The sequence below is a fragment of the Salinarimonas ramus genome (assembly GCF_014645695.1).
In the GTDB taxonomy this organism is placed as follows: Bacteria; Pseudomonadota; Alphaproteobacteria; order Rhizobiales; family Beijerinckiaceae; genus Salinarimonas; species Salinarimonas ramus.
This window is the reverse complement of record NZ_BMMF01000005.1, coordinates 186,436-207,379: the sequence shown is the minus strand read 5'-3', so window position 1 is coordinate 207,379 and position 20,944 is coordinate 186,436. Positions and strand designations below refer to the sequence as shown.

Sequence of the window (20,944 nt, the reverse complement as noted above, 5' to 3'; positions counted from 1 at the left end):
TCGGCTCGGCCGCTGACGGCTCGCACGCGGGGTATCGTCGCCGGCTCGGGCCGGTCGTTCAGGCACCGGAATCGGGGTCGGCGTCGAGGTCGGGCTCGTCCTCGTCGCCCTCGCGGCCGGCCTCGACGTCGCGACGCACGGTCTCGGAGCGCAGGAGCGCGTCGATGCGCGCCGCCTCGTCGAAGCTCTCGTCGCGACGGAAGCGCAGGTCCGGGGCGAACTTGAGGTTCACGCGCCGTGCCACCTCGCCGCGGAGCAGCTTCTTCGAGCGGTCGAGGGCGTCGAGCACGGCCTTCTCGTCACGCCCGCCGAGCGGCATGACGTAGGCGGTGGCGAGCTTGAGGTCCGGCGACATGCGGACCTCGGGGATGGTGACGACGTGGGTCGTGAGCACCGGATCCGTCAGGTCGCCGCGCGTGAGCACGTCGGAAAGCGCGTGGCGAACGAGCTCCGCGACGCGCTGCTGGCGCTGGGACGGACCGGCGGTCTCGAAACGCTTCGCCATGGCAATGCGCCTCCTCGGCGGGCGAACGCGGCCCGCGAATGCGCTGCGCGGCCCCGCCGCTCACGCGTGGAGGCCGAACGCAGCAATGGATCGAAAACGGCCCGCGCGGCGCGGCGGTTCGGACGCGGGCCGCCGCGCGGGTGAGGTCTCGCTCGGCCGCGCGCCCCGTGCCGAGGGCACGGAGCGGAGCCGAGATGGACGCGCGAGGCGTCAGAGCGTGCGTCGCACCTCGTGGACGAGGTAGCACTCGATGACGTCGCCCTTGCGCATGTCCTGGTAGTTCTCGAAGGCCATGCCGCATTCCTGGCCGGCCACCACCTCGCGCGCGTCGTCCTTGAAGCGCTTGAGCTGGGAGAGCTTGCCCTCGTGAATGACGACGTTGTCGCGGATGAGGCGCACGTGCGCCCCGCGCTGGACGATGCCGTCCTGCACCCGGCAACCCGCGACCTTGCCCACCTTGGACACGGCGAAGACCTCGAGGATCTCCGCCTCGCCCAGCCGCTCCTCGCGGAGCTGCGGGGGGAGCATGCCCGACATGACGGCTTTGATGTCGTCCACCAGGTCGTAGATGATGTTGTAGTAGCGGACCTCGACGCCCACGCGCTCGGCGCTCTCGCGCGCTTCCTTGTGGGCGCGTACGTTGAAGCCCAGGACCACGGCGTTGGACGCTTCCGCGAGGGTGACGTCCGATTCCGTGATGCCGCCGACGCCGGCGTGGATGATGCGGGCCGCGACCTCGTCGTTGCCGATCTTCTCGAGAGCGCCCTGGATGGCCTCGACGGAGCCCTGCACGTCGCCCTTGACGACGAGCGGCATCTCCTTGCGGCCGACACCCTCCTTGAGATCGCGCATCATCTCCGCGAGCGAGCGGGTGGCGCCGCCGGTGCGGGCGGAGAGCCGCTCGCGCTTCTGGCGGGCGCGGTACTCGGTGACCTCGCGGGCGCGCGCCTCGTTCTCGACGACCGCGACGCGATCGCCGGCCTCGGGCGTGCCGTTGAAGCCGAGCACCTCCACCGGGACCGACGGCCCGGCTTCCTTCACCTGCTCGCCGATGTCCGACACGAGCGCGCGGACGCGACCCCACTCGGAGCCGGCGACGACGATGTCGCCGGTACGCAGCGTGCCGCGCTGGACGAGGACCGTGGCCACGGGGCCGCGACCGCGATCGAGCTTCGCCTCGACGACGGTGCCTTCCGCGGCGCGGTCGGCGTTCGCCTTCAGGTCGAGGATCTCGGCCTGGAGCGCGAGGCCCTCGAGCAGCTCGTCGAGACCCTGGCGGGTGAGGGCGGAGACCTCGAACTCGAGGGTCTCGCCGCCCATCGACTCCACCTGGATGTCGTGCTGCAGGAGCTCGGTACGCACCCGCTGCGGATCCGCGGAGGGCTTGTCGATCTTGTTGATCGCCACGATCAGCGGCACGCCGGCCGCCTTGGCGTGGGAGATCGCCTCGATCGTCTGCGGCATGACGCCGTCGTCGGCCGCCACCACGAGGACGACGATGTCCGTCACCTTCGCACCGCGGGCGCGCATGGCCGTGAAGGCCGCGTGACCGGGGGTGTCGATGAAGGAGATCTTGCCGCCCGACGGGCTCGTCACCTGGTAGGCGCCGATGTGCTGCGTGATGCCGCCGGCCTCGCCCGCGACCACGTTGGTCTTGCGGATCGCATCGAGGAGCGACGTCTTGCCGTGGTCGACGTGGCCCATGATGGTCACGACGGGCGGGCGCTGACGCAGGGTCTCGGCGGCGTCGGCCTCGGAGAACAGGCCCTCCTCGACGTCGGATTCCGCCACGCGCTTGACCGTGTGGCCCATCTCCTCCGCCACGAGCTGCGCCGTGTCGGCATCGACCACGTCGGTGATCTTGTACATCTCGCCCTGCTTCATCAGAAGGCGGATGACGTCCACGGCGCGCTCGGCCATGCGGTTGGCCAGCTCCTGGATGGTGATGGTCTCGGGCACGACGACCTCGCGCGAGATCTTCTCGCGGTCGGCGGACTGGCCCTTGCCCTGCAGGCGCTGCATGCGGCGCTTGAAGGAGGCGACGGAGCGCGTGCGCTCCTCGTCCCCGGCGAGCGCCTTCGTCACCGTCAGGCGGCCGCGGCGGCGATCCTCGCCGCCCTTGGTCGCCTTGGGAGCCGGCGGCGCCTTGGGCGCGCCCTTGCGGCCGCGGGGCGCCTCGTCCTCGGCGGGAGCCGCGGCGGGACGACCACGCGCGGGCGAAGCCGCGCCGGGGGTCGCCCGGGCGGTCGCGGGAGCGTCCGCCTTCGCGGCGGGCTTGGCGGCGACGGCGGTGGGCTCGGCCTTCGGCGGCTCCGGCTCGGGAGCCGGGCGGGCCATGTGGTCGAGGCTCGCGGGCTTGCGGGCGTCCACGCGCGGGATGACGGTCCGCGTGGGCATGCCGGGACGCGGCGCCGTGGCGCGTACGGCCGGACGCTCCGCGGCGCTGCGGGGAGCGGGACGCTGCGCCGGCGTGGCGGACGCGGACGCCCGAGCGGCGGGCGCGGGTGCCTGCGCGGCCGGGGCCTGCGTGGCCGGAGCGTCGGGCGCGCTCGCCGGAGCGGCTTCGGCCCCGGTGGCCTCGGCTTCGCGGCGGGCGTTCTCCTGAGCGCTCTCTTGCGCCTCGCGAGCACGGGCCTCCTCGGCGCGGGCGGCCTCGGCACGCGCGGCCTCGTCGCGCGCCTGGGCGTCACGGGCCTCCGCCTCGGCGCGGGCCTTCGCCTCGGCCTCGCGACGGCGCTCCTCCTCCTGCCGGCGACGCTCGTCCTCCTCGCGACGACGCGCGTCCTGGAGCGCGGCCGCGCGGGCGTCGCGCTCGCTCTCGGAGAGGGTGCGCAGCACCTGAGCGCCGGGGCGCGTGGGCGTTCCCGGGCGTGCGGGCTTGGCCGCCGGCGCCTGCGGCGCGGCGGGCTTGGCGGCGGGTGCCGCCGCCTCCTTCGCCGTCTCCGCGGGCGGGCGGGTGCCGCGCTTGCGCTCGACGACGACCTGCTTGGTGCGGCCGTGCGAGAAGCTCTGACGCACCGTGCCCTGCTCGATGCGGGGCTTGATGCTCAGGGTCTTCTGCGGCGCGTGCAGCGTCTTGTCGCCCGGGGTCTTGGTATCACTCATTCCGCTCACGATCCTGCGGGTTCGTCTCGTCGTCGAGGCCGGCGCCCTCGGGGTCGAGGGGCGCGGCATTCATGGCGATGGTTCCGCGATAGACGCATAGCCGCCGCCAGCGCTCCAGGAAGATACGACTTCCGGCGCCCGCGACGAGGGCTGCATGTATCACATGAGACCGCCCCAAAGCCAAATCCAAATCGTGGCCGGCGAGCGCCGTCACGATCGGGACCCGCTCGGAAGCGTCCCCCAGGCGCCGTCGCAACGCCTGCGCGATCTTTCTCTTGCCGTCCTCGGCCGCCTCGGAGGCGTGGACGAGGACGACGACGGTCTTCGAGCCGACGGTCTTCACCACCGTGTCGAAGCCCGTGACGACCCGCCCCGCCTTGTTGGCGAGGGCGAGCCCCTGGCGGAGGTCCTCCACGAGCGCCGCGTCGATCGCGGCCGCGAGGTCCTCCGGAACCGTGACGGAGGCTTTGAGCCCCCTGGCGAAGAGACGGCGCTTCACCGCCGTCTCCACCGCCTCGCGCCTGGCCGAGACCCACACGCCCCGGCCGGGCAGCTTGCGCTTGAGGTCCGGCGTCACCACGCCGTCCGGCGAGGCGACGAAGCGGACGAGCTCGTCGGGGGAGCGGACCTCCCGGGTCGCGACGCAGGTGCGCCGCGGCGCGGCCCTGCCGGCCTTCTCGCCGGCATGCGCCCGATCCTGACCCGTCGTCTCGCTCACGTCGCGCGAACCCCGCTCCTCGTCTCCTCGCCCGTGCCGTCGGCACGGACCCGTTCATGTCTCGACCCCGAGAGAGAGCCTCAGCCCTCCTGGCGGGCCTGCGCCTCGGTGTCGCCCGTCTCGTCGGTCGCGGCGTCGGCCGCCTCCGTCTCGGGCTCGTCCGCCTCGGCGTCGGTCGTCTCGGCCTCGGTCGTTTCGCCGTCGCCGGCCTCGGCGAAAACCTCCTCGGCCGCGCCGCCGTCGGCGTAGTCGTCCTCGGAATATTCCTCCTCGGGCTCCTCCACGACCGGTGCCTCGATCCAGCCGGCGCGCACGCGCGCGTCCATGATCATGGTCTCGGCGTCGGTCCGCGACAGCTCGAAGCCGTCGAGGAAGCCCGGGTGGCGCTTGGCCTCGGCCCCGCGCCCTTCGGTGTAGCCGACGAGGTCGTCGGTGGCGCAGCCCGCGAGGTCCTCCATGGACTTCACGTCGTTCTCGCCGAGCGCGACGAGCATGCCGCTCGTGATGCCCTCGACCTCGCGCAGCTCGTCGGCGACGCCGAGCGCGATGCGCTTCTCCTCGTTCTCGGCCTCGATCTTCTCCAGATGCTCGTTGGCGCGCATCTGGATCTCCTGCGCCGTCTCCTCGTCGAAGCCCTCGATCGAGGCGATCTCGCCGAGATCGACGTAGGCGATCTCCTCGATGTTGCGGAAGCCCTCGGAGGCGAGGAGCTGGCCCACCACCTCGTCGACGTCGAGCGCATCCATGAAGAGGTTGGTGCGCTCGGTGAATTCCTTCTGGCGGCGCTCCGATTCCTCGGCCTCGGTCAGGATGTCGATGTCCCAGCCGGTGAGCTGCGAGGCGAGGCGCACGTTCTGGCCGCGACGCCCGATCGCAAGACTCAATTGGTCATCGGGGACCACGACTTCAATACGCTCGCTGTCCTCGTCGAGCACGACCTTGACCACTTCCGCCGGCTGGAGGGCGTTGACGATGAACGTCGCCTCGTCCTGAGACCAGGGGATGATGTCGATCTTCTCGCCCTGCAGCTCGCCCACGACCGCCTGCACGCGCGAGCCGCGCATGCCGACGCAGGCGCCGACGGGGTCGATGGAGCTGTCGCGCGAGATCACGGCGATCTTGGCACGCGACCCGGGGTCGCGGGCCACCGCGCGGACCTCGACGATGCCGTCGTAGATCTCCGGCACCTCCTGGGCGAACAGCTTCGCCATGAACTGCGGATGCGTGCGCGACAGGAAGATCTGCGGCCCGCGCGTCTCGCGGCGCACGTCGTAGAGATAGGCGCGCACCCGGTCGCCGGGGCGGAAGGTCTCGCGCGGGATCAGCTCGTCGCGGCGCACGATCGCCTCGGCGCGGCCGAGATCGACGATGACGTTGCCGTATTCGACGCGCTTGACGAGGCCGTTGACGATCTCGCCCACGCGGTCCTTGAACTCGTCGTACTGGCGGTCTCGCTCGGCGTCGCGCACCTTCTGCACGATGACCTGCTTGGCCGATTGCGCGGCGATGCGGCCGAAGTCGAAGGGTGGCAAGGCCTCGGAAATGAAGTCGCCGATCATGGCGGCCGGGTTGCGGCGGCGCGCCTCGTCGAGCGTGATCTCGGTGGCGTCGTTCTCCACCGCCTCCACCACGTGGAGCAAGCGCGAGAGGGCGATCTCGCCGGTCTTCGGGTTGATCTCCGCGCGCACCTCGGTCTCGCTGCCGTAGCGCGAGCGGGCCGCCTTCTGGATGGCGTCCTCCATCGCGGCGAGCACGATCTGGCGGTCGATCACCTTCTCGCGGGCCACCGCGTCGGCGATCTGCAAGAGCTCGAGCCTATTGGCGCTGACGGCCATCGCGTATCACTCCTTCACGGAAGGGTCGTTGTCGTTGTCCACGGAAGCGGGGCTCTCGGCCTCGTCCTCCTCCTCGCCCTCGATCGTCTCGTCGGCGCCGTCCGCGGAGGGAGCGGTGCCGCGCCGGAGCGATTCGCGCACGAGGTCGTCGGTGAGCACGAGGCGCGCCTCGCCGATGTCGTCGAGCGGCAGGCGCGCGATGCGGTCGACGCCGTCGGGGGCGTCGGCAAGCTCGATGAGCGCGTCGTCGCCGTCCACGCCGCGAACGAGGCCGCGGAAGCGCTTGCGGGCGCCGACCGGGCGGGCCATCTCGACCTTCGCCTCGTGGCCGGCCCAGCGCAGGAAGTCGCCCGGGCGCACCAGCGGCCGGTCGATGCCGGGCGAGGAGACCTCGAGATTGTACGCCGTGGTGATCGGGTCGTCGACGTCGAGCGCCGGCGAGATCGCACGGCTCACCGCCTCGCAATCGTCCACGCCCATCGTGCCGTCCGGCCGCTCGGCCATGATCTGCACGGTGCAGCCGTTCTGGCTCGAGATCTTCACCCGCACGAGGCGGTAGCCGAGATCCACGATCACGGGCTCGACGATCGCGGCCACGCGGGCGGCGAGGCCGGTCTCGGTGATGAGGCGTTCTTCAAGTCTGTCCGCCACGACGGCGCGCTTCCTCTCGCGTACGAAAGATCGTGTCTCGCGGGAGGGCCCCGCGCGTCGCTCCGGTGGCCTCCGGGACGGGAGATCGTCCCGCCGCATATGAGAAAGGAGCGGACCCGGTCAGGGCCCACTCCCGCGAGGCGACGCTCTCACGCCGCTACCAGAGCTGACGACGCGTGATATACCCGCGTGCGCCGAGAGATTCAAGCCCGCATTCGGCCCGTCTGCCGCTCAGGCCGGAACGAGGCGTCGTCCCCGGCGCATCAGCAGCATGGCGATGACGCCCATGTTGAGGAGGTTCCAGGCGAGCCCGTTGAGGAAGGCGTAGGAATAGGCGCCGGTCGCGTCGAAGATCGCCCCCGACAGCCAGCCGCCGAAGGCCATGCCCAGGATCGTCGCCATGAGGACGAGCCCCACCCGCATGCCCGCCTCCGCCGGCGGGAAATATTCGCGCACGACGATGGCGTAGCTCGGCACGATGCCGCCCTGGAACAGCCCGAACAGCGCCGACACGACGTAGAGCGCGGCGAGGCCGTCCACCAGCATGTAGAGGAGGAGCGCCAGGGCCTGCAGCGTCGAGCCGAGAAGCAGCGTCGCGAGCCCGCCGATCCTGTCGGCGATGAAGCCGGACGCGATACGGCTGACGATGCCGAAGAGCATCATGAGCGAGAGCATCTGCGCGCCCGCGCCCGTGCCGAAGCCGAGCTCCGCGCAATAGGCCACGATGTGGACCTGCGGCATGGCCATGGCGACGCAGCAGGCGATACCCGCGACGAAGAGGAGCGCGGTGAGCGCGTTCGTCGAGAGCCCCAGCGCCGCGCGCCCCGGCGGAGCGACGTGCGCCTCGCTCTGGGCCGCGACGGGCGCGCGCCGGCGCAGCGTCAGCGCGAGCGGGATCATGGTGCATAAGAGCACGCCCGCGACGACGAGATGGGTGGTGCGCCAGCCGCTCGTCTCGACGAGGCTCTGGACGATCGGCGGCCAGATCGCGCCGGCGACGTAGTTGCCCGCCGCGCAGATCGCCACGGCGATGCCGCGGCGGCGCCGGAACCAGTGCGAGACCTCGGCGATGAGCGGGCCCAGCGTCGCCGAGGCGCCGAGCCCGACGAGGGCGTGCGACGCCACGAAGAGCAGCAGCGAGGGCGCCGCCGCGCTCGCGGCGTAGCCGGTCGCCAGCAGGAGCGCCCCCGCGATCAGCGGCGGGACGATGCCGGTGCGGTCGGCGATGCGCCCCATGGCGACGCCGCCGCCGGCGAAGGCGAGCATCAGGACCGTGTAGGCGAGGGCGGACGAGGCGCGGCTGGCCTCGAAGGTCGCCTCCACCGCCGGCATCACCACGACGACGGACCACATCCCCACCCCGCCGAGCGAGGACAGGCACACGGCGATGGCGAGCCTGATCCAGGCGGGGCGTGCGTCGATGACGTCCGAGGAGGCGGGGGAGGTGGCGGCGTTCATGCCACAGCGCTACCACGCCGCGCCCCCGCCCGGCGAGGGCGCGGAGCGCGAAAGCGCGCGTGCACTCCCTCACCCGTCGAGCGGCACGGTCTCGTCCAGCGCGATGCCGAAGCCCGCGAGGCCGACGTAGGAGCGCGAGGAGCTCGCGAGGTTGCGGATCGAGGTGACGCCGAGGTCGCGCAGGATCTGCGCGCCGAGGCCGACCTCGCGCCAGGCGGTGTTGCGCTCGGCCTCCGAGCGGCTCGCGTCCTCGGAGAACGAGGTCAGCGGCACGCCGGCCGTGCCCTCGCGCAGGTAGACGAGGACGCCGCGGCCCTCCGCCGCGAAGCGCGCCAGCGCGCGATCGACCGAGCCGGTGGGCCCGAACACGTCGGAGACGACGTTCGCCCGGTGCAGGCGGGCAAGCACGCCCTTGCCGTCGCCGATGCGGCCGTGGACGAGGGCGAAATGCTGCACGGCGTCGAAGGGCGTGGTGTAGGCGTAGCCCGTCATCTGGCCGTAGCGGGTCTCGACGGGGAAGGTGCCGACGCGCTCGACCAGCCGCTCCCGGCGCTGGCGATAGGCGATCATGTCGGCGACGGAGACGCGCTTGAGGCCGTGCGTCTGCGCGAAGGCGACGATCTGGTCGCCCTTCATCACCGTGCCGTCGTCGTTGGCGAGCTCGCAGATCACGCCGACCTCGGGCAGGCCCGCGAGCTTGCACAGGTCCACCGCCGCCTCGGTGTGGCCCGAGCGCATCAGCACGCCGCCTTCCTTGGCGACGAGGGGGAAGACGTGGCCCGGGCGCACGAAGTCCTCGGCGCCCATGTTGCCGTTGGCGAGCGCGCGCACGGTGTTGCAGCGCTGCTCGGCGGAGATGCCGGTGGTGAGCCCGTGGCGGACGTCGACGGAGACCGTGAAGGCGGTGCCGAGCGGCGCGTCGTTCGTCGCCACCATCGGGTCGAGCCGCAGCCGCCGGGCTTGCGAGCGCGTCAGCGGGGCGCAGACGATGCCGCAGGTGTTGCGGATGATGAAGGCCATCTTCTCGGGCGTGCAGAGCGAGGCGGCGACGATGAGGTCGCCCTCGTTCTCGCGATCGTCGTCGTCCGTGACGATGACGATCTCGCCGCGGGCGAAGGCTTCGATGGCGTCGGTGACGGATTGGGGCATGGTGCTCTTCCCGGACGGGCCGCTTCGCGGGCCGCGCTCGTCTTAGCCGAAGGGACGCTCGAGAGGCCAGTCGCGGACGGCGCCGACCTGTCCCCTGTGGCGCAAATAATGGTCGGCGAGGACGCATGCCACCATCGCCTCGCCCACGGGCACCGCGCGGATGCCGACGCAGGGGTCGTGGCGGCCCTTGGTGAGGACGTCGGTCTCGCCGTTCTGCCGCGTCACGGAGGCGCGCGGCGTCAGGATGGAGGAGGTGGGCTTCACGGCGAAGCGCGCCACCACCGGCTGGCCGGTGGAGATGCCGCCGAGCACGCCGCCGGCCCTATTGGAGAGGAAGGTCGGCGCGCCCGCATTGCCCGGGCGCATCTCGTCGGCGTTCTCCTCGCCGGTGAGGGCCGCGGCGGCGAAGCCCTCGCCGATCTCCACGCCCTTGACGGCGTTGATCGACATGAGCGCGCCGGCGAGCTCGGCGTCGAGCTTGCCGTAGATCGGCGCGCCGAGCCCCGGCGGCACGCCCTCCGCCACGATCTCGACGACGGCGCCCACCGACGAGCCGCTCTTGCGGATGCCGTCGAGATAATCCGCCCAGAGCGCCGCCGCCTTCGCGTCCGGGCAGAAGAAGGGGTTGCGGGAGACCTCCTCCCAGTCCCACGCCGCGCGGTCGATTGCGTGCGGGCCGATCTGCACGAGCGCGCCGCGCACGACCATGCCGGGCACGACCTTGCGGGCGATGGCGCCGGCGGCGACGCGCGCCGCCGTCTCGCGCGCCGAGGAGCGCCCGCCGCCGCGATAGTCGCGCACGCCGTACTTCACGTCGTAGGCGAAATCCGCATGGCCCGGGCGGTAGCTGTCGCGGATCTCGGAATAGTCCTTGGAGCGCTGGTCGACGTTCTCGATCACGAGGGCGATCGGCGTGCCGGTGGTGACCTGGGCCGCCATCCGCTCGTCCTGGAAGACGCCCGAGAGGATCTTCACGGCGTCGGGCTCGCGGCGCTGCGTCGTGAAGCGCGACTGCCCCGGCCGACGCCGGTCGAGCTCGGCCTGGATCTCCTCGGCGGTGAGCGCGAGGCCCGGCGGGCACCCGTCCACCACGCAGCCGAGCGCCGGCCCGTGGCTCTCGCCGAAGGTGGTGACGCGGAAGAGATGGCCGAACGTGTTGTGGGACATGGGCGCGCGCTCCTGGGAGAGGTCTTAGGGGAGAAGCGCGGCCGAGGGAAGGGGGAGGACGAGAGGGTGGGAGCGGCCTGTGCAGCGCCCCCTCACCGAACCACCAGCACCGGCTCGCCGAGCACCTCCATGCGCGGCGTGACGCCGAGCCCCGGGCGGTCGGCTGCCGTCATGGTGCCGCCGACGCGTCGGGGCGCGCCCTCCGCGATGGAGGTCGTCACGTAGCTGTTGAAGTCGGTCGCGGAATAGGTGAGCTCGGCGGGCGTCGAGCGGGCGAGGTGGGCGATCGCCGCGGTCACGATGTCGCCGCCCCAGGTGTCCTCGATCGTCATGGGCAGGTTCGCGGCGATGCAGGCGTCGCGGATCAGCCGGGCTTTGGTGAGGCCGCCGACCTTGGAGATCTTCAGGTTGATCGCATCCGCCGCGTCCTCCGCGAGGAGGCGCATCAGGCTGTCGAAGCCGGTGATCACCTCGTCGAGGACGAAGGGCAGGCGCGTGCGCCGGCGGATCGAGAGGCATTCCTCGAAGGTGGCGCAGGGCTGCTCGATGACGACGTCGAGATCCGCGACCGCCGCCGCGACGCGGGCGGCCTCGGGGCGCGTCCAGCCGGTATTGGCGTCGGCGATGAGGAGCTCGCCGCGATCGAGCACGGCGCGGCAGGCGCGGATGCGGGTGATGTCGTCCTCGACCGCGCCGCCGACCTTGAGCTGGAACTTCGTGTAGCCCTCCGCGCGATAGGCGGCGACGGAGGCCGCCATGGCGTCGGGCGTGTCCTGCGAGATGGCGCGGTAGAGCGCGACCTCGTCCTGCTCGGCGCCGCCGAGGAGACGGTAGACGGGCAGCCCCGCGACCTTCCCGAGAACGTCCCAGCAGGCGATGTCGACGGGGGCCTTGACGTAGGGATGGCCGCGCAGCGCCGCGTCCATGCGCCGGTTCAGCGTGCCGAGATCGCGCGGGTCGAGGCCGACGAGCTTGGGTGCGATCTCCGCGAGGCCCGCGCGCACGCCCTTGGCGTAGGCCGGCAGATAGGCCGAGCCCAGCGGGCAGCATTCGGAATAGCCCGTAATGCCGGCATCGGTCTCCACCGCGACGACGGTCGAATCGAAGACCTCCACGGAATTGTCGTTCGACCAGCCGTAGCGGCCTTCCTTCAAGGGCAGGTCCACCTGCCAGGCGAGGATGCCGGTGATCTTCATGGGTCCGTCCTCAAGGTCTCGAAGGCCGCGCACCGCCAGCCGGCGGGCTCTCGAACAGAGCGACGAGCGCGCCCCGTGCCGTGTCGATGTGGCGTGCGAGGAGCGCGCAGGCCTCCTCGACGGCGCCCGCGCGGCACAGGGCCACGAGGGCGGCGTGGTCCGCCTCGGCCCGCGCCCGCCCGTCGGCGAAGGCGATGTCGATGCGGGTGTAGCGGTCGGTGCTCTGCAGGAGCGTCGCGACGATCGCCTCCGTACGCGGCTGATCGGCACGGCTGTAGAGCAGCCCGTGCAGGCGCGTGTTGAGCGCGCCCCAGCGGCTGGGGTCGTCGGTGCGCATCTCCTCGCAATATTCGGCGAGGATGGCGTCGAGCGCGGCGAAATCCTCCGCCGTGAGCCGCGGGGCCGAGCGGGCGAGGAGGCGCGGCTCGATGAGCGCGCGCAGGTCGAACAGCTCCTCCACCTCCGCCGCCGAGAGCTCGGAGACGACGGCCCCGCGATGGGGTGCGATGCGCACGAGCCCCTCGCTCTCGAGCTGGACCAGCGCCTCGCGGATGGGGATGCGGCTGACGCCGAGCTCGCTCGCGAGCGCGTCCTGCTTGAGCTGCACGCCGGCTTCGATCTCGCCCGCGAGGATGCGCCGGCGCAGCTCGTGGGCCACGCGCGCGGCGATCGTGCGGGCGCCGAGCGGACCGGCGGCGTCGCGGGTGCGCAGGGCGGTGGTCGCGCTCATCCGCTCGTGTCCGCGAGCGAGAAGCCGGCGACGAACGGGTCGCGATCGTCCAGCGTGATGGCGTTCTGCCCCGTGATCCGCGCCCAGCCCTCGATCGAGGGCACGATCGCCTCGCGCTCGCCGACGCGGGTGCGGCCCTCGATGCGCCCCGTGAAGATCGAGCCGATGATGCTCTCGTGCACGAAATCCTCGCCCTCCCGCAGGCGCCCCGTGGCGGCGAGCTGGGCCATGCGCGCCGAGGTGCCGGTGCCGCAGGGCGAGCGGTCGATGGCCTTGTCGCCGTAGAAGACGGCGTTGCGGGCGCTGCCTCGAGGCGTCTTCGCCGCACCCGTCCAGAGCACGTGGGTGAGCCGGTCGATCGCCGGGTTCTCGGGATGCGCGATGGCGTAGCGCGCGTTGAAGGCGGCGCGCAGGCGCGGGCTGTGGCGCAGGATGTCGGAGGGCTGGAGGTCCTCGAGGTCCCGGAAGAGCGGCTGCGGCTCGACGATGGCGTAGAAATTCCCGCCATAGGCGACGTCGACGGCGAGCGTGCCGAGCCCCTCGACCTCGACCTCGTAGCCGCGCCCCAGCAGGAAGGACGGCACGTTCGTGAGCTTGACCGAGGCGACGTAGGGCCCGTCCATGACGTAGCGCGCCTCGACGAGGCCGGCCGGCGTGTCGAGGCGCAAGAGCCCCGGCTCGCGGGGCGTCACGAGCCCGTGCTCGATGATGGCCGTGACCGTGCCGATCGTGCCGTGGCCGCACATGGGCAGGCAGCCGGTCGTCTCGATGAAGAGGAGGCCCACGTCGCAATCGGGCCGCGTCGGGGGATAGAGGATCGTGCCCGACATCATGTCGTGGCCGCGGGGCTCGAACATCAGTCCCGTGCGGATGAAGTCGAACTCGGCCTGGAAATGCTGGCGGCGCGCGAACATGCTCGCGCCCTCGAGCCGCGGAACGCTGCCGCCGGCGACGACGCGCACCGGGTTCCCGCAGGTGTGACCGTCGATGCAGTAGAAGGTGTGGCGCGCCACTGTGAGTCCTCTAGAACGGGGTGTCAGAGGCCGACGTCGGGAAGCGCGGGGCGCGTCTCGAGCGCCCGGCGCATGATCGCCTCGACCTCGCCACGCTCGGCCTGCGTGAGCGGCAGGCGCGGCGGGCGGGTGACGTGCGTGCCGCGGCCCATCACGTGCTCGCACAGCTTGATGCACTGGACGAGATCCGCCCGCGCGTCGAGGTGGAGGAGCGGCATGAACCATTCGTAGAGCGGCATCGCCTCCGCGTAGCGCCCGTCGCGCGCCAGGCGGAACAGCGTCTCGCCTTCCTTCGGGAAGGCGTTCGACATGCCCGACACCCAGCCCTCGGCGCCCAGCACCACGCTCTCGAGCACGGTGTCGTCGAGCCCGGCGAAGAGCGTGAAGCGGTCGCCGACGAGATTGCGCAGGTCGACGAAGCGGCGGGTGTCCCCCGACGATTCCTTGAAGGCGACCACCGTCTCGCAATCGGCGAGCGTGGCGAGGATCTCTGGCGTGACGTCGTTCTTGTAGATCGGCGGGTTGTTGTAGACCATCACCGGCAGGTCGACGGCCGTGGCGACGCCGCGGAAATGCGCCGCCGTCTCGAAGGGCTTCGCCGAGTAGACCAGAGCCGGCATCACCATGATGCCGTCGACGCCCGCGGCGCGGGCCTCGCGCGCGGTCTCGACGGCGAAGGCGGTGGTGAATTCGGCCACCCCCGCGATCACGGGCACGCGCCCGCCTGCGGCGTCCTTCGCCACCTCCATGATGGTGCGCTTCTCCGACGGCGTCAGCGAGCAGTTCTCGCCCACCGTCCCGCCGACGATGAGCCCGGACACGCCGTCCTCGACCAGCGCCGCGATCACGCGATGCGTCGCGGGCGCGTCGAGCGAGAAATCCTCCCGGAACTGCGTCGTCACCGCGGGAAAGACGCCCCGCCACCCGATCCTGCCGCCCATCGCACGCTCCTCCCGAGACGTGCGAAGTAGATTGTATAAAATCTACGACGTCAAGATCCGGCCGTCCGGGCGGGCCGGCGCGGCCTTCGCCCCGCGCACCAGCCACGCGCAAGCTCCCCGGCGTCTCATCCGGGGCAACGATCCTCTTCCATGCGTGGAGAATGAACGATGAGCCTCTACGGAGTGATGCGCACGGGCGTGTCGGGCATGGCGGCGCAGTCGTCGAAGCTCGCGACGGTCGCCGACAACATCGCCAACGCCAACACCAACGGCTACAAGCGCGCGCAGACGGAGTTCTCGTCGCTGATCCTCGGCAACGGCTCGGGCCAGTACACGTCCGGCGGCGTGACGCCGAACGTGCGCTACGCCATCAGCCAGGAGGGGGCGAAGGTCTTCACCACCTCCTCCACAGACCTCGCCATCGAGGGCCGGGGCTTCTTCGTCGTCTCCGACGGCGACGGCACGCCCTACCTGACGCGCGCCGGCTCGTTCGTGCCGAACGGGGAGGGCGAGCTCGTCAACGCGGCGGGCTTCAAGCTGATGGGCATGCCCATCGACGGCACGGCGGCGCCCGTCGTGATCAACGGGCTCGGCGGCCTGCAGCCGGTGAACATCGGCCAGACCGCCCTCGAGGCGACGCCCTCCACCACGGGCGTGTTCTCCGCCAACCTCGATTCGGGCACCGCGGTCGGCGCCACGCCGGTCGTGTCCTCCCTCGTGACCTACGACAATCTCGGTAACGAGCGGATCTACGACATCTCGTTCGAGAAGACCGCCGAGACCGCCCCGCCCAACGTCGTCAGCACCTGGACGGCCACCGCGACACGCCGGGACAACGGCAACACGGCGAACGTCACCTTCGACTTCGATCCCGCCACTGGCCGCGTCGTCGGAAATCCCGTCATCGCCATCCCCGCGGTGGGCACCGACGCGCCCGCGATCGATCTCGATCTCTCCGGCATGACGCAGGTCGCCTCCGATTACACGGTCATGCAGGCCTCCGTGAACGGCAACGCGCCCTCCGCCATTCGCGACGTCGAGATCTCCGACGAGGGCATCGTCTTCGCCGTGTTCGAGAACGGCGAGCGTCGCGCCACCTGGCAATTGCCCCTCGCCGACGTGACGAGCCCGGACAACCTCACGCCGGAGGCCGGCAACGTCTACTCGCTCGGGCTCGAATCGGGCGACGTGAAGCTCGGCACCGCCGGCCAGGGCGGGCTCGGCGGCGTCGTCTCCGGCGCGCTCGAGCAGTCCAACGTCGACCTCGCCGCGGAGCTGACCTCGATGATCGAGAGCCAGCGCTCCTACACCGCCAATTCCAAGGTCTTCCAGACCGGCTCCGAGCTCCTCGACGTGCTCGTCAACCTGAAGCGCTGACGGCCCTCCCGCCGTCGACGCCCTCTCACCAGAGGCCCGACCGATGTCCCTCTCGCTCGCGCTCAACTCCGCCCAGACCGCGCTCTCCGTCACCTCCCAGCAGACGGCGATCACGGCGCGCAACATCACCGGGGCGAACGATCCGGCCTATTCGCGCAAGGTCGCGAACGTGGCGACGAGCGCGTACGGCTCGACCTATGTCGCCTCCATCGGTCGCGCCCAGGACCAGGCGCTCTACACCCGCATGCTCGAGGCACGGTCGGATGCGGCCGCCAGGTCGGCGCATCTCGACGGGCTCGAGCGCCTCGCCCAGACGATCGGCGACCCGCAGGACGATTATTCCGTCGCCGGGGCGCTCGGCGCCTTCCAGAACGCGCTGCAGATGCACGCGGACGGGCCGAGCGATCCGATCCTCGCGGGCGAGGTGCTCGGGCGCGCGCACGATCTCGCCGAGCGCCTCGACCTCGCGACGCAGACGGTCCAGGCCGCCCGCGCCACGGCGGACGGCGAGATGGTGACCTCGGTGGCGCGCATCAACGACCTGCTCGCGCGCTTCGAGACGACCAACCGCGCCGTCGTCGCCGGTACGGCGGCGGGGGCGGACGTCACCGACGCGCTCGACACCCGCGCCAAGATCCTCACCGATCTCTCCCAGGAGATCGGCGTCACGACGATCGTGCGCGGCGACAACGACATGGTGATCTACACCGACTCGGGCGTGACGCTCTTCGAGAAGACCGCGCGCGAGGTGAGCTTCACCCGCACCTTCGCCTACGACGCGGGCATCGACGGCCAGGCGGTCTTCGCCGACGGCGTGCCGATCACGGGGCCCGGCGCCACGATGGGCATCAAGTCGGGCGCGCTCTACGGCCACGCGATGCTGCGCGACGAGACGAGCGGCGTCTACCAGAAGCAGCTCGACGAGATCGCGCGGGGCCTGATCCTCGCCACCGCCGAGACCGACCAGATCAACGACCCCGCGGTGCTCGCGCCGCAGGCGGGCCTCTTCACCTGGGGCGGCGGGCCGAACCTGCCGCCGGGCACGACCGCCATCGACAATCTCTCGGCGAGCCTGCGGGTCAACCCCGCGGCCGATCCCGGGCAGGGCGGCGATCTCTCGACGATCCGGGACGGCGGCATGAACGGTGCGGCCTACGACTACAATCCGGCGGGCGCCGCGTCGTTCTCCGGGCGCATGCAGGGCCTGATCGCGAGCCTCGAGGCGTCCCAGCCCTTCGACGCGACGGCGGGCGTGAACCCGAACACCTCGCTCGGGCGCTTCGCCGCCGGCTCCGTCGGCTGGCTCGAATCGACCCGCAAGCAGGCCGACAAGGAAGCCTCCTACCAGATCACGTTCCTGGAGCGCACCCAGGAGAGCCTCTCCAACGAGACGGGCGTGAACCTCGACGAGGAGCTCGCCCTCATGCTCGAGCTCGAGCGCAGCTACGGCGCCTCGGCGCGGATCATCACCGCCGTCGACACGATGCTCGCATCGCTCCTCCAAGCCGTGAGGTGACACCGATGAAGACCTCTTTCGTCTCCACCCTCGGCGTGTCGACCGCGACCCGCCTCTCCCTCGTGAAATCGCAGGCGGAGCTGGCGCGTGCCTCCCACGAGCTCTCGTCGGGACGCCATGCGGACGTGGGCCTCACGCTCGGCGCCCGCACCGGGACCTCGGTCGAGCTGCGCCAGGAGCTGGCACGCATCGGCACGATCATCGACACGAACGGTCTCGTCGGCGCGCGCCTCGACACGATGCAGGCGGCGCTCTCCAACGTGCAGGGCACGGCGGAGGACCTGCTCGGCGTGCTGATCGCGGTGAAGGAGGGCTCCGAGGCGGCCGAGGTGGTCGCGCCCCAGGCGGCGCTCAACCTCAAGAGCCTCGTCGGCACGATGAACGCGAACCTCAACGGGCAATATCTCTTCGCCGGCATCAACACCGACGTGCCGCCCATGGAGGAGTATTTCGGCCCGCCCCCCTCCGCCGCCAAGACGGAGATCGACGCGCGCTTCGTCACGGCGTTCGGGCATCTCCCCGACGATCCGCTCGCGGCGACGATCACGCCCGCGGCGATGGCGGCCTTCATCGACACGCAGATCGCGCCGCTCTTCGCCGACCCCGGCTGGGGCACCTACTGGTCGAGCGCCTCCAACGAGAACCTCTCGAGCCGCATCTCCGGCACGGAGACGATCGAGACCTCCGCCAACGCCAACGAGCAGCCGTTCCGCGACCTGACGATGGCCTACATGATGCTGTCGGCGCTCGGCGGCGAGACCCTCTCGCAGGGCGCCTATCGCGAGATCGTCGATCGCGCCATCGGGCTCGTGGGCGGCGCGATGCAGGACGTCACCACCGTCCAGGCGCGCCTCGGCGTCGCCCAGAACCGCGTGGGCGACGCCTCCGACCGCATGGCCATTCAACGCGACATCCTCACCCGGCAGGTCACGGACCTCGAGAACGTCGATCCCTTCGAGGCGGCGACGCGCGTCAACGCGCTCATGTCCCAGGTCGAGGTCTCCTACTCGCTCACCGCGCGCATCCGCGAGATGAGCCTCCTGCGCTACCTCTGACGAGAAACGAGGCGACCATGTATCAGTTCTCCTACGCCGAGATCGTCGAGGACACCTTCGCCGACACCCGCGCCCGCGAGCGCGAAGCGGTCGAGCGGGCGGTGGCCCTCCTGCGCAAGGCGGAGGCCGCCGGCGCGGCCTCGCGCGAGACGGTCGAGGCGCTGCACTTCGTGCGCCAGCTCTGGGCGATCCTCATCGAGGATCTCGCCAGCCCCGAGAACGACCTGCCCCAGAAGCTGCGCGCCGACCTCATCTCCATCGGGCTGTGGGTCATGCGCGAGGCCGAGGCGATCCGCCTCGGCCAGACGGAGGACTTCACCTCCATCATCGAGGTCAACCAGACGATCGCGGAGGGGCTGAAATGAGCGGCACCATGCGCCTGACGCTGCGCGCCGGCGAGCGCGTGTGGATCAACGGGGCCGTCGTGCGCGCCGAGCGCAAGACCACGCTCGAGATCCTCAACGACGCGACCTTCCTGCTCGAGAGCCACGTGCTCCAGCCCGAGGAGACGACGACGCCGCTGCGCCAGATCTACTTCGCGGTGCAGACCATGTTCGTCGACCCCTCGGCGACCGAGACCGCGCAGGTGCTCTTCGAGCGCTTCCTCGGCGCTGCGCTGCGCGCCTTCGCGAGCCCGGACATCCTGGGCGGGCTGATGCGCGTGCGCGACCAGATGGAGGCGGGCCGCCGGCTCGACGCCATGAAGACGCTGCGCGCGCTCTTCCCCGCCGAGGACGCGATCCTCGCCGCCGCTTCCCAGCGCCGCGACGCGGCCTGACCCGCACGAGGAGCCCGAAGACCATGGACGTCGCATCCGCCACCGCCGCCCAGCCCGGCACGCAGGCCGACAATGCCGGGCGCGCCGGCGCTTCGAGCCCGGGCAGCATGGACTACGACAGCTTCCTGCGCCTGCTCATCGCGCAGATGAAGAACCAGGACCCCCTCAACCCCATGGACCCGTCCGAGCAGGTGGCCCAGCTCGCCACCTTCTCCATGGTCGAGCAGGCGATCATGACCAACAAGAAGCTCGACGGGCTCCTCTCCGCCACCTCGCTCGCGCAGGCGAGCGACCTCATCGGCCGCACCGCGACGTCCGCCGACGGGCGGATCTCCGGCGAGGTCACGGGCGTGCGCCTCACCGACGAGGGGCCGCTCGCCACGCTCGACGGGGGCGAGACGCTCCTCGTCGGGCCGGGCGTGAGGCTGACCTGATGAACGCCGTCGACGCCCTCGACCTCGTCCAGGCGGCGATCTGGACCGTCATCGTCGCGTCGGGCCCCGCCGTCGCGGTGGCGATGACGGTGGGTATCGTCATCGCGCTGGGCCAGGCGCTGACGCAGATCCAGGAGATGACGCTCACCTTCATCCCGAAGATCGTGGCGATCCTCCTGATGATCCTCGTCACGGCGCCCTTCATGGGCGCGACGCTCTTCGCCTTCACCGAGAGCGTCTACGCACGCATCGAGACGGGCTTCTGACACGGGCTTCTGACACGGGCGAGCGCGGCTCTCGACGGGCTTGATCGGGCGGGCTATGCCACCACATCCTGAGAGGTGACATTCCCGCGTTCGTGCACGGAACGCCGACGCTCGAGACCGCGTCGGCCCACGCGCCGAGAGACCGACGAGACCCGCCATGTTCATCCAGACCGAAGCGACCCCCAATCCCGCGACGCTGAAGTTCCTCCCCGGCCGCGTGGTGATGGAGCGCGGCACGTTCGACGCCCGCGCCGCCGAGGGTGCGGAGGGCTCGCCGCTGGCGCAGCGCCTGTTCGCCATCCCCGGCGTCGCCGGCGTGTTCTTCGGCTACGACTTCGTGACGATCACCAAGGGCGAGGGCGAGTGGCAGCACCTCAAGCCCGCCATCCTCGGCGCGATCATGGAGCATTTCATGTCGGGCCAGCCGGTGATCGCGCAGGCGGGCGCGCAGGGCACCGAGGACGGCGAGGAATTCTTCGAGGAGCGCGACGCCGACACGGTGGCGACCATCAAGGACCTGATCGAGACGCGCGTGCGCCCGGCCGTGGCCGGCGACGGCGGCGACATCACCTTCCGCGGCTATCGCGACGGCATCGTCTACCTCGCGATGAAGGGCGCCTGCGCCGGCTGCCCCTCCTCCACGGCGACGCTCAAGCACGGCATCCAGAACCTCCTGCGCCACTTCGTGCCCGACGTGCAGGAAGTGCAGCAGGTTTGATGTTCGGGGCTCGCCGATGAGCAGCGAGATCCCCGTGTGCTCCGACGACGAGATCCTTCTCGAGCACGCGGGATATCGCGCGCGTGTACTGCATGACGCCGAGGACGCGATCTTCGTCGGTCGCATTCTCGGCATCCGTGACATCGTCAGCTTTCACGCCGCGAGCCTTTCGGAGCTGAAGGTCGCCTTCGAGGAGGCGGTCGACGATTACCGGGAAACCTGCGCGCGGATCGGAAAGGTGCCGGAGACCGACGCGTCGATCGGTCAGGCCTCGGAAGCTGCCGGCCGCGCGCTGGCCTGAGCTTCCCGCCCCTCGAAATCGCCGCCCGCGC

Annotated in this window: 21 protein-coding genes; 9 read left to right on the top strand and 12 right to left on the bottom strand. The window is 71.2% G+C overall.

The features are described 5' to 3' along the window. Positions 1-58: 58 nt before the first annotated feature. The 12 genes from rbfA to IEX89_RS09895 form a co-directional block, all read right to left on the bottom strand. The gene (gene rbfA / locus IEX89_RS09950) at positions 59-505 is read right to left on the bottom strand and encodes a 30S ribosome-binding factor RbfA (RefSeq protein ID WP_188912307.1); all 447 of its coding nucleotides are present in this window, start codon (positions 503-505) and stop codon (positions 59-61) included. Positions 506-715: 210 nt separating this feature from the next. Further along, positions 716-3,610, bottom strand: coding sequence for a translation initiation factor IF-2 (infB, locus tag IEX89_RS09945; RefSeq protein WP_188912306.1), 2,895 nt, complete (start codon positions 3,608-3,610; stop codon positions 716-718). Continuing rightward, positions 3,603-4,328, bottom strand: coding sequence for an RNA-binding protein (locus tag IEX89_RS09940; protein WP_188912303.1), 726 nt, complete (start codon positions 4,326-4,328; stop codon positions 3,603-3,605). The genes infB and IEX89_RS09940 overlap by 8 nt, the downstream gene beginning before the upstream one ends. Before the next feature lie 80 nt (positions 4,329-4,408). Next, entirely contained in the window at positions 4,409-6,163 is a 1,755-nt protein-coding gene (nusA, locus tag IEX89_RS09935) for a transcription termination factor NusA (RefSeq protein ID WP_188912300.1), read from the bottom strand. Positions 6,164-6,169: 6 nt separating this feature from the next. Continuing rightward, on the bottom strand, positions 6,170-6,814 hold the full coding sequence (gene rimP / locus IEX89_RS09930) for a ribosome maturation factor RimP (RefSeq protein WP_188912298.1): 645 nt from the start codon (positions 6,812-6,814) through the stop codon (positions 6,170-6,172). 231 nt (positions 6,815-7,045) lie between these two features. After that, positions 7,046-8,272 carry an MFS transporter gene (locus tag IEX89_RS09925; RefSeq protein ID WP_188912296.1) on the bottom strand — a complete coding sequence of 409 codons (1,227 nt, stop codon included), beginning with the start codon at positions 8,270-8,272 and terminating at the stop codon, positions 7,046-7,048. A 69-nt stretch (positions 8,273-8,341) separates the two neighbouring features. Then, positions 8,342-9,421, bottom strand: coding sequence for a 3,4-dihydroxy-2-butanone-4-phosphate synthase (gene ribB, locus IEX89_RS09920; protein WP_188912294.1), 1,080 nt, complete (start codon positions 9,419-9,421; stop codon positions 8,342-8,344). Positions 9,422-9,463: 42 nt separating this feature from the next. Beyond that, complete coding sequence (aroC, locus tag IEX89_RS09915; RefSeq protein ID WP_188912292.1) at positions 9,464-10,588, bottom strand: chorismate synthase; 1,125 nt, start codon at positions 10,586-10,588, stop codon at positions 9,464-9,466. 92 nt (positions 10,589-10,680) lie between these two features. Next, positions 10,681-11,784: a cis-3-hydroxy-L-proline dehydratase gene (locus IEX89_RS09910; RefSeq protein ID WP_188912283.1), complete on the bottom strand. Its 1,104-nt coding sequence runs from the start codon at positions 11,782-11,784 to the stop codon at positions 10,681-10,683. A 10-nt stretch (positions 11,785-11,794) separates the two neighbouring features. After that, positions 11,795-12,514, bottom strand: coding sequence for a GntR family transcriptional regulator (locus IEX89_RS09905; protein ID WP_188912281.1), 720 nt, complete (start codon positions 12,512-12,514; stop codon positions 11,795-11,797). After that, a complete protein-coding gene (locus tag IEX89_RS09900) occupies positions 12,511-13,527 on the bottom strand; it encodes a 4-hydroxyproline epimerase (RefSeq protein WP_188912279.1) in 1,017 nt (338 codons plus the stop codon). Before IEX89_RS09900 ends, IEX89_RS09905 begins: the two co-directional genes overlap by 4 nt. A gap of 23 nt (positions 13,528-13,550) precedes the next feature. Then, positions 13,551-14,468: a dihydrodipicolinate synthase family protein gene (locus tag IEX89_RS09895; protein ID WP_188912277.1), complete on the bottom strand. Its 918-nt coding sequence runs from the start codon at positions 14,466-14,468 to the stop codon at positions 13,551-13,553. Positions 14,469-14,636: 168 nt separating this feature from the next. On the opposite strand from IEX89_RS09895, the gene IEX89_RS09890 reads away from it, so the two are divergent. The 9 genes from IEX89_RS09890 to IEX89_RS09850 all read left to right on the top strand — a co-directional run bounded on the left by IEX89_RS09890 (position 14,637) and on the right by IEX89_RS09850 (position 20,913). Next, positions 14,637-15,845: a flagellar hook protein FlgE gene (locus IEX89_RS09890; protein ID WP_188912275.1), complete on the top strand. Its 1,209-nt coding sequence runs from the start codon at positions 14,637-14,639 to the stop codon at positions 15,843-15,845. Positions 15,846-15,888: 43 nt separating this feature from the next. Then, a complete protein-coding gene (flgK, locus tag IEX89_RS09885; protein ID WP_188912273.1) occupies positions 15,889-17,361 on the top strand; it encodes a flagellar hook-associated protein FlgK in 1,473 nt (490 codons plus the stop codon). Between the two features lie 5 nt (positions 17,362-17,366). Further along, a complete protein-coding gene (locus IEX89_RS09880; RefSeq protein ID WP_188912271.1) occupies positions 17,367-18,416 on the top strand; it encodes a flagellar hook-associated family protein in 1,050 nt (349 codons plus the stop codon). Between the two features lie 17 nt (positions 18,417-18,433). Then, complete coding sequence (flaF, locus tag IEX89_RS09875; RefSeq protein WP_188912268.1) at positions 18,434-18,781, top strand: flagellar biosynthesis regulator FlaF; 348 nt, start codon at positions 18,434-18,436, stop codon at positions 18,779-18,781. Further along, on the top strand, positions 18,778-19,194 hold the full coding sequence (gene flbT / locus IEX89_RS09870) for a flagellar biosynthesis repressor FlbT (RefSeq protein ID WP_210317611.1): 417 nt from the start codon (positions 18,778-18,780) through the stop codon (positions 19,192-19,194). The genes flaF and flbT overlap by 4 nt, the downstream gene beginning before the upstream one ends. A gap of 23 nt (positions 19,195-19,217) precedes the next feature. Continuing rightward, positions 19,218-19,628, top strand: a complete 411-nt coding sequence (gene flgD, locus IEX89_RS09865) for a flagellar hook assembly protein FlgD (RefSeq protein WP_188912266.1) — start codon at positions 19,218-19,220, stop codon at positions 19,626-19,628. Then, complete coding sequence (gene fliQ / locus IEX89_RS09860) at positions 19,628-19,894, top strand: flagellar biosynthesis protein FliQ (RefSeq protein ID WP_188912264.1); 267 nt, start codon at positions 19,628-19,630, stop codon at positions 19,892-19,894. Before flgD ends, fliQ begins: the two co-directional genes overlap by 1 nt. 157 nt (positions 19,895-20,051) lie before the next feature. Then, on the top strand, positions 20,052-20,612 hold the full coding sequence (locus tag IEX89_RS09855; protein WP_188912262.1) for a NifU family protein: 561 nt from the start codon (positions 20,052-20,054) through the stop codon (positions 20,610-20,612). 16 nt (positions 20,613-20,628) lie between these two features. Further along, positions 20,629-20,913 (top strand): toxin-antitoxin system HicB family antitoxin, encoded by a 285-nt coding sequence (locus IEX89_RS09850; protein ID WP_188912260.1) that lies wholly within the window; start codon positions 20,629-20,631, stop codon positions 20,911-20,913. Positions 20,914-20,944 lie beyond the last annotated feature (31 nt).

Bases quoted from the DNA above. Each gene is read 5' to 3' on its own strand.
- IEX89_RS09850 (WP_188912260.1), top strand. From the start codon at position 20,629: ATGAGCAGCGAGATCCCCGTGTGCTCCGACGACGAGATCCTTCTCGAG.
- fliQ (WP_188912264.1), top strand. From the start codon at position 19,628: ATGAACGCCGTCGACGCCCTCGACCTCGTCCAGGCGGCGATCTGGACC.
- IEX89_RS09925 (WP_188912296.1), bottom strand. From the start codon at position 8,272: ATGAACGCCGCCACCTCCCCCGCCTCCTCGGACGTCATCGACGCACGC.
- IEX89_RS09895 (WP_188912277.1), bottom strand. From the start codon at position 14,468: ATGGGCGGCAGGATCGGGTGGCGGGGCGTCTTTCCCGCGGTGACGACG.
- nusA (WP_188912300.1), bottom strand. From the start codon at position 6,163: ATGGCCGTCAGCGCCAATAGGCTCGAGCTCTTGCAGATCGCCGACGCG.
- IEX89_RS09890 (WP_188912275.1), top strand. From the start codon at position 14,637: ATGAGCCTCTACGGAGTGATGCGCACGGGCGTGTCGGGCATGGCGGCG.
- IEX89_RS09905 (WP_188912281.1), bottom strand. From the start codon at position 12,514: ATGAGCGCGACCACCGCCCTGCGCACCCGCGACGCCGCCGGTCCGCTC.
- infB (WP_188912306.1), bottom strand. From the start codon at position 3,610: ATGAGTGATACCAAGACCCCGGGCGACAAGACGCTGCACGCGCCGCAG.
- ribB (WP_188912294.1), bottom strand. From the start codon at position 9,421: ATGCCCCAATCCGTCACCGACGCCATCGAAGCCTTCGCCCGCGGCGAG.
- flgK (WP_188912273.1), top strand. From the start codon at position 15,889: ATGTCCCTCTCGCTCGCGCTCAACTCCGCCCAGACCGCGCTCTCCGTC.
- rbfA (WP_188912307.1), bottom strand. From the start codon at position 505: ATGGCGAAGCGTTTCGAGACCGCCGGTCCGTCCCAGCGCCAGCAGCGC.
- flgD (WP_188912266.1), top strand. From the start codon at position 19,218: ATGGACGTCGCATCCGCCACCGCCGCCCAGCCCGGCACGCAGGCCGAC.
- IEX89_RS09880 (WP_188912271.1), top strand. From the start codon at position 17,367: ATGAAGACCTCTTTCGTCTCCACCCTCGGCGTGTCGACCGCGACCCGC.
- IEX89_RS09855 (WP_188912262.1), top strand. From the start codon at position 20,052: ATGTTCATCCAGACCGAAGCGACCCCCAATCCCGCGACGCTGAAGTTC.
- flaF (WP_188912268.1), top strand. From the start codon at position 18,434: ATGTATCAGTTCTCCTACGCCGAGATCGTCGAGGACACCTTCGCCGAC.
- flbT (WP_210317611.1), top strand. From the start codon at position 18,778: ATGAGCGGCACCATGCGCCTGACGCTGCGCGCCGGCGAGCGCGTGTGG.
- IEX89_RS09910 (WP_188912283.1), bottom strand. From the start codon at position 11,784: ATGAAGATCACCGGCATCCTCGCCTGGCAGGTGGACCTGCCCTTGAAG.
- aroC (WP_188912292.1), bottom strand. From the start codon at position 10,588: ATGTCCCACAACACGTTCGGCCATCTCTTCCGCGTCACCACCTTCGGC.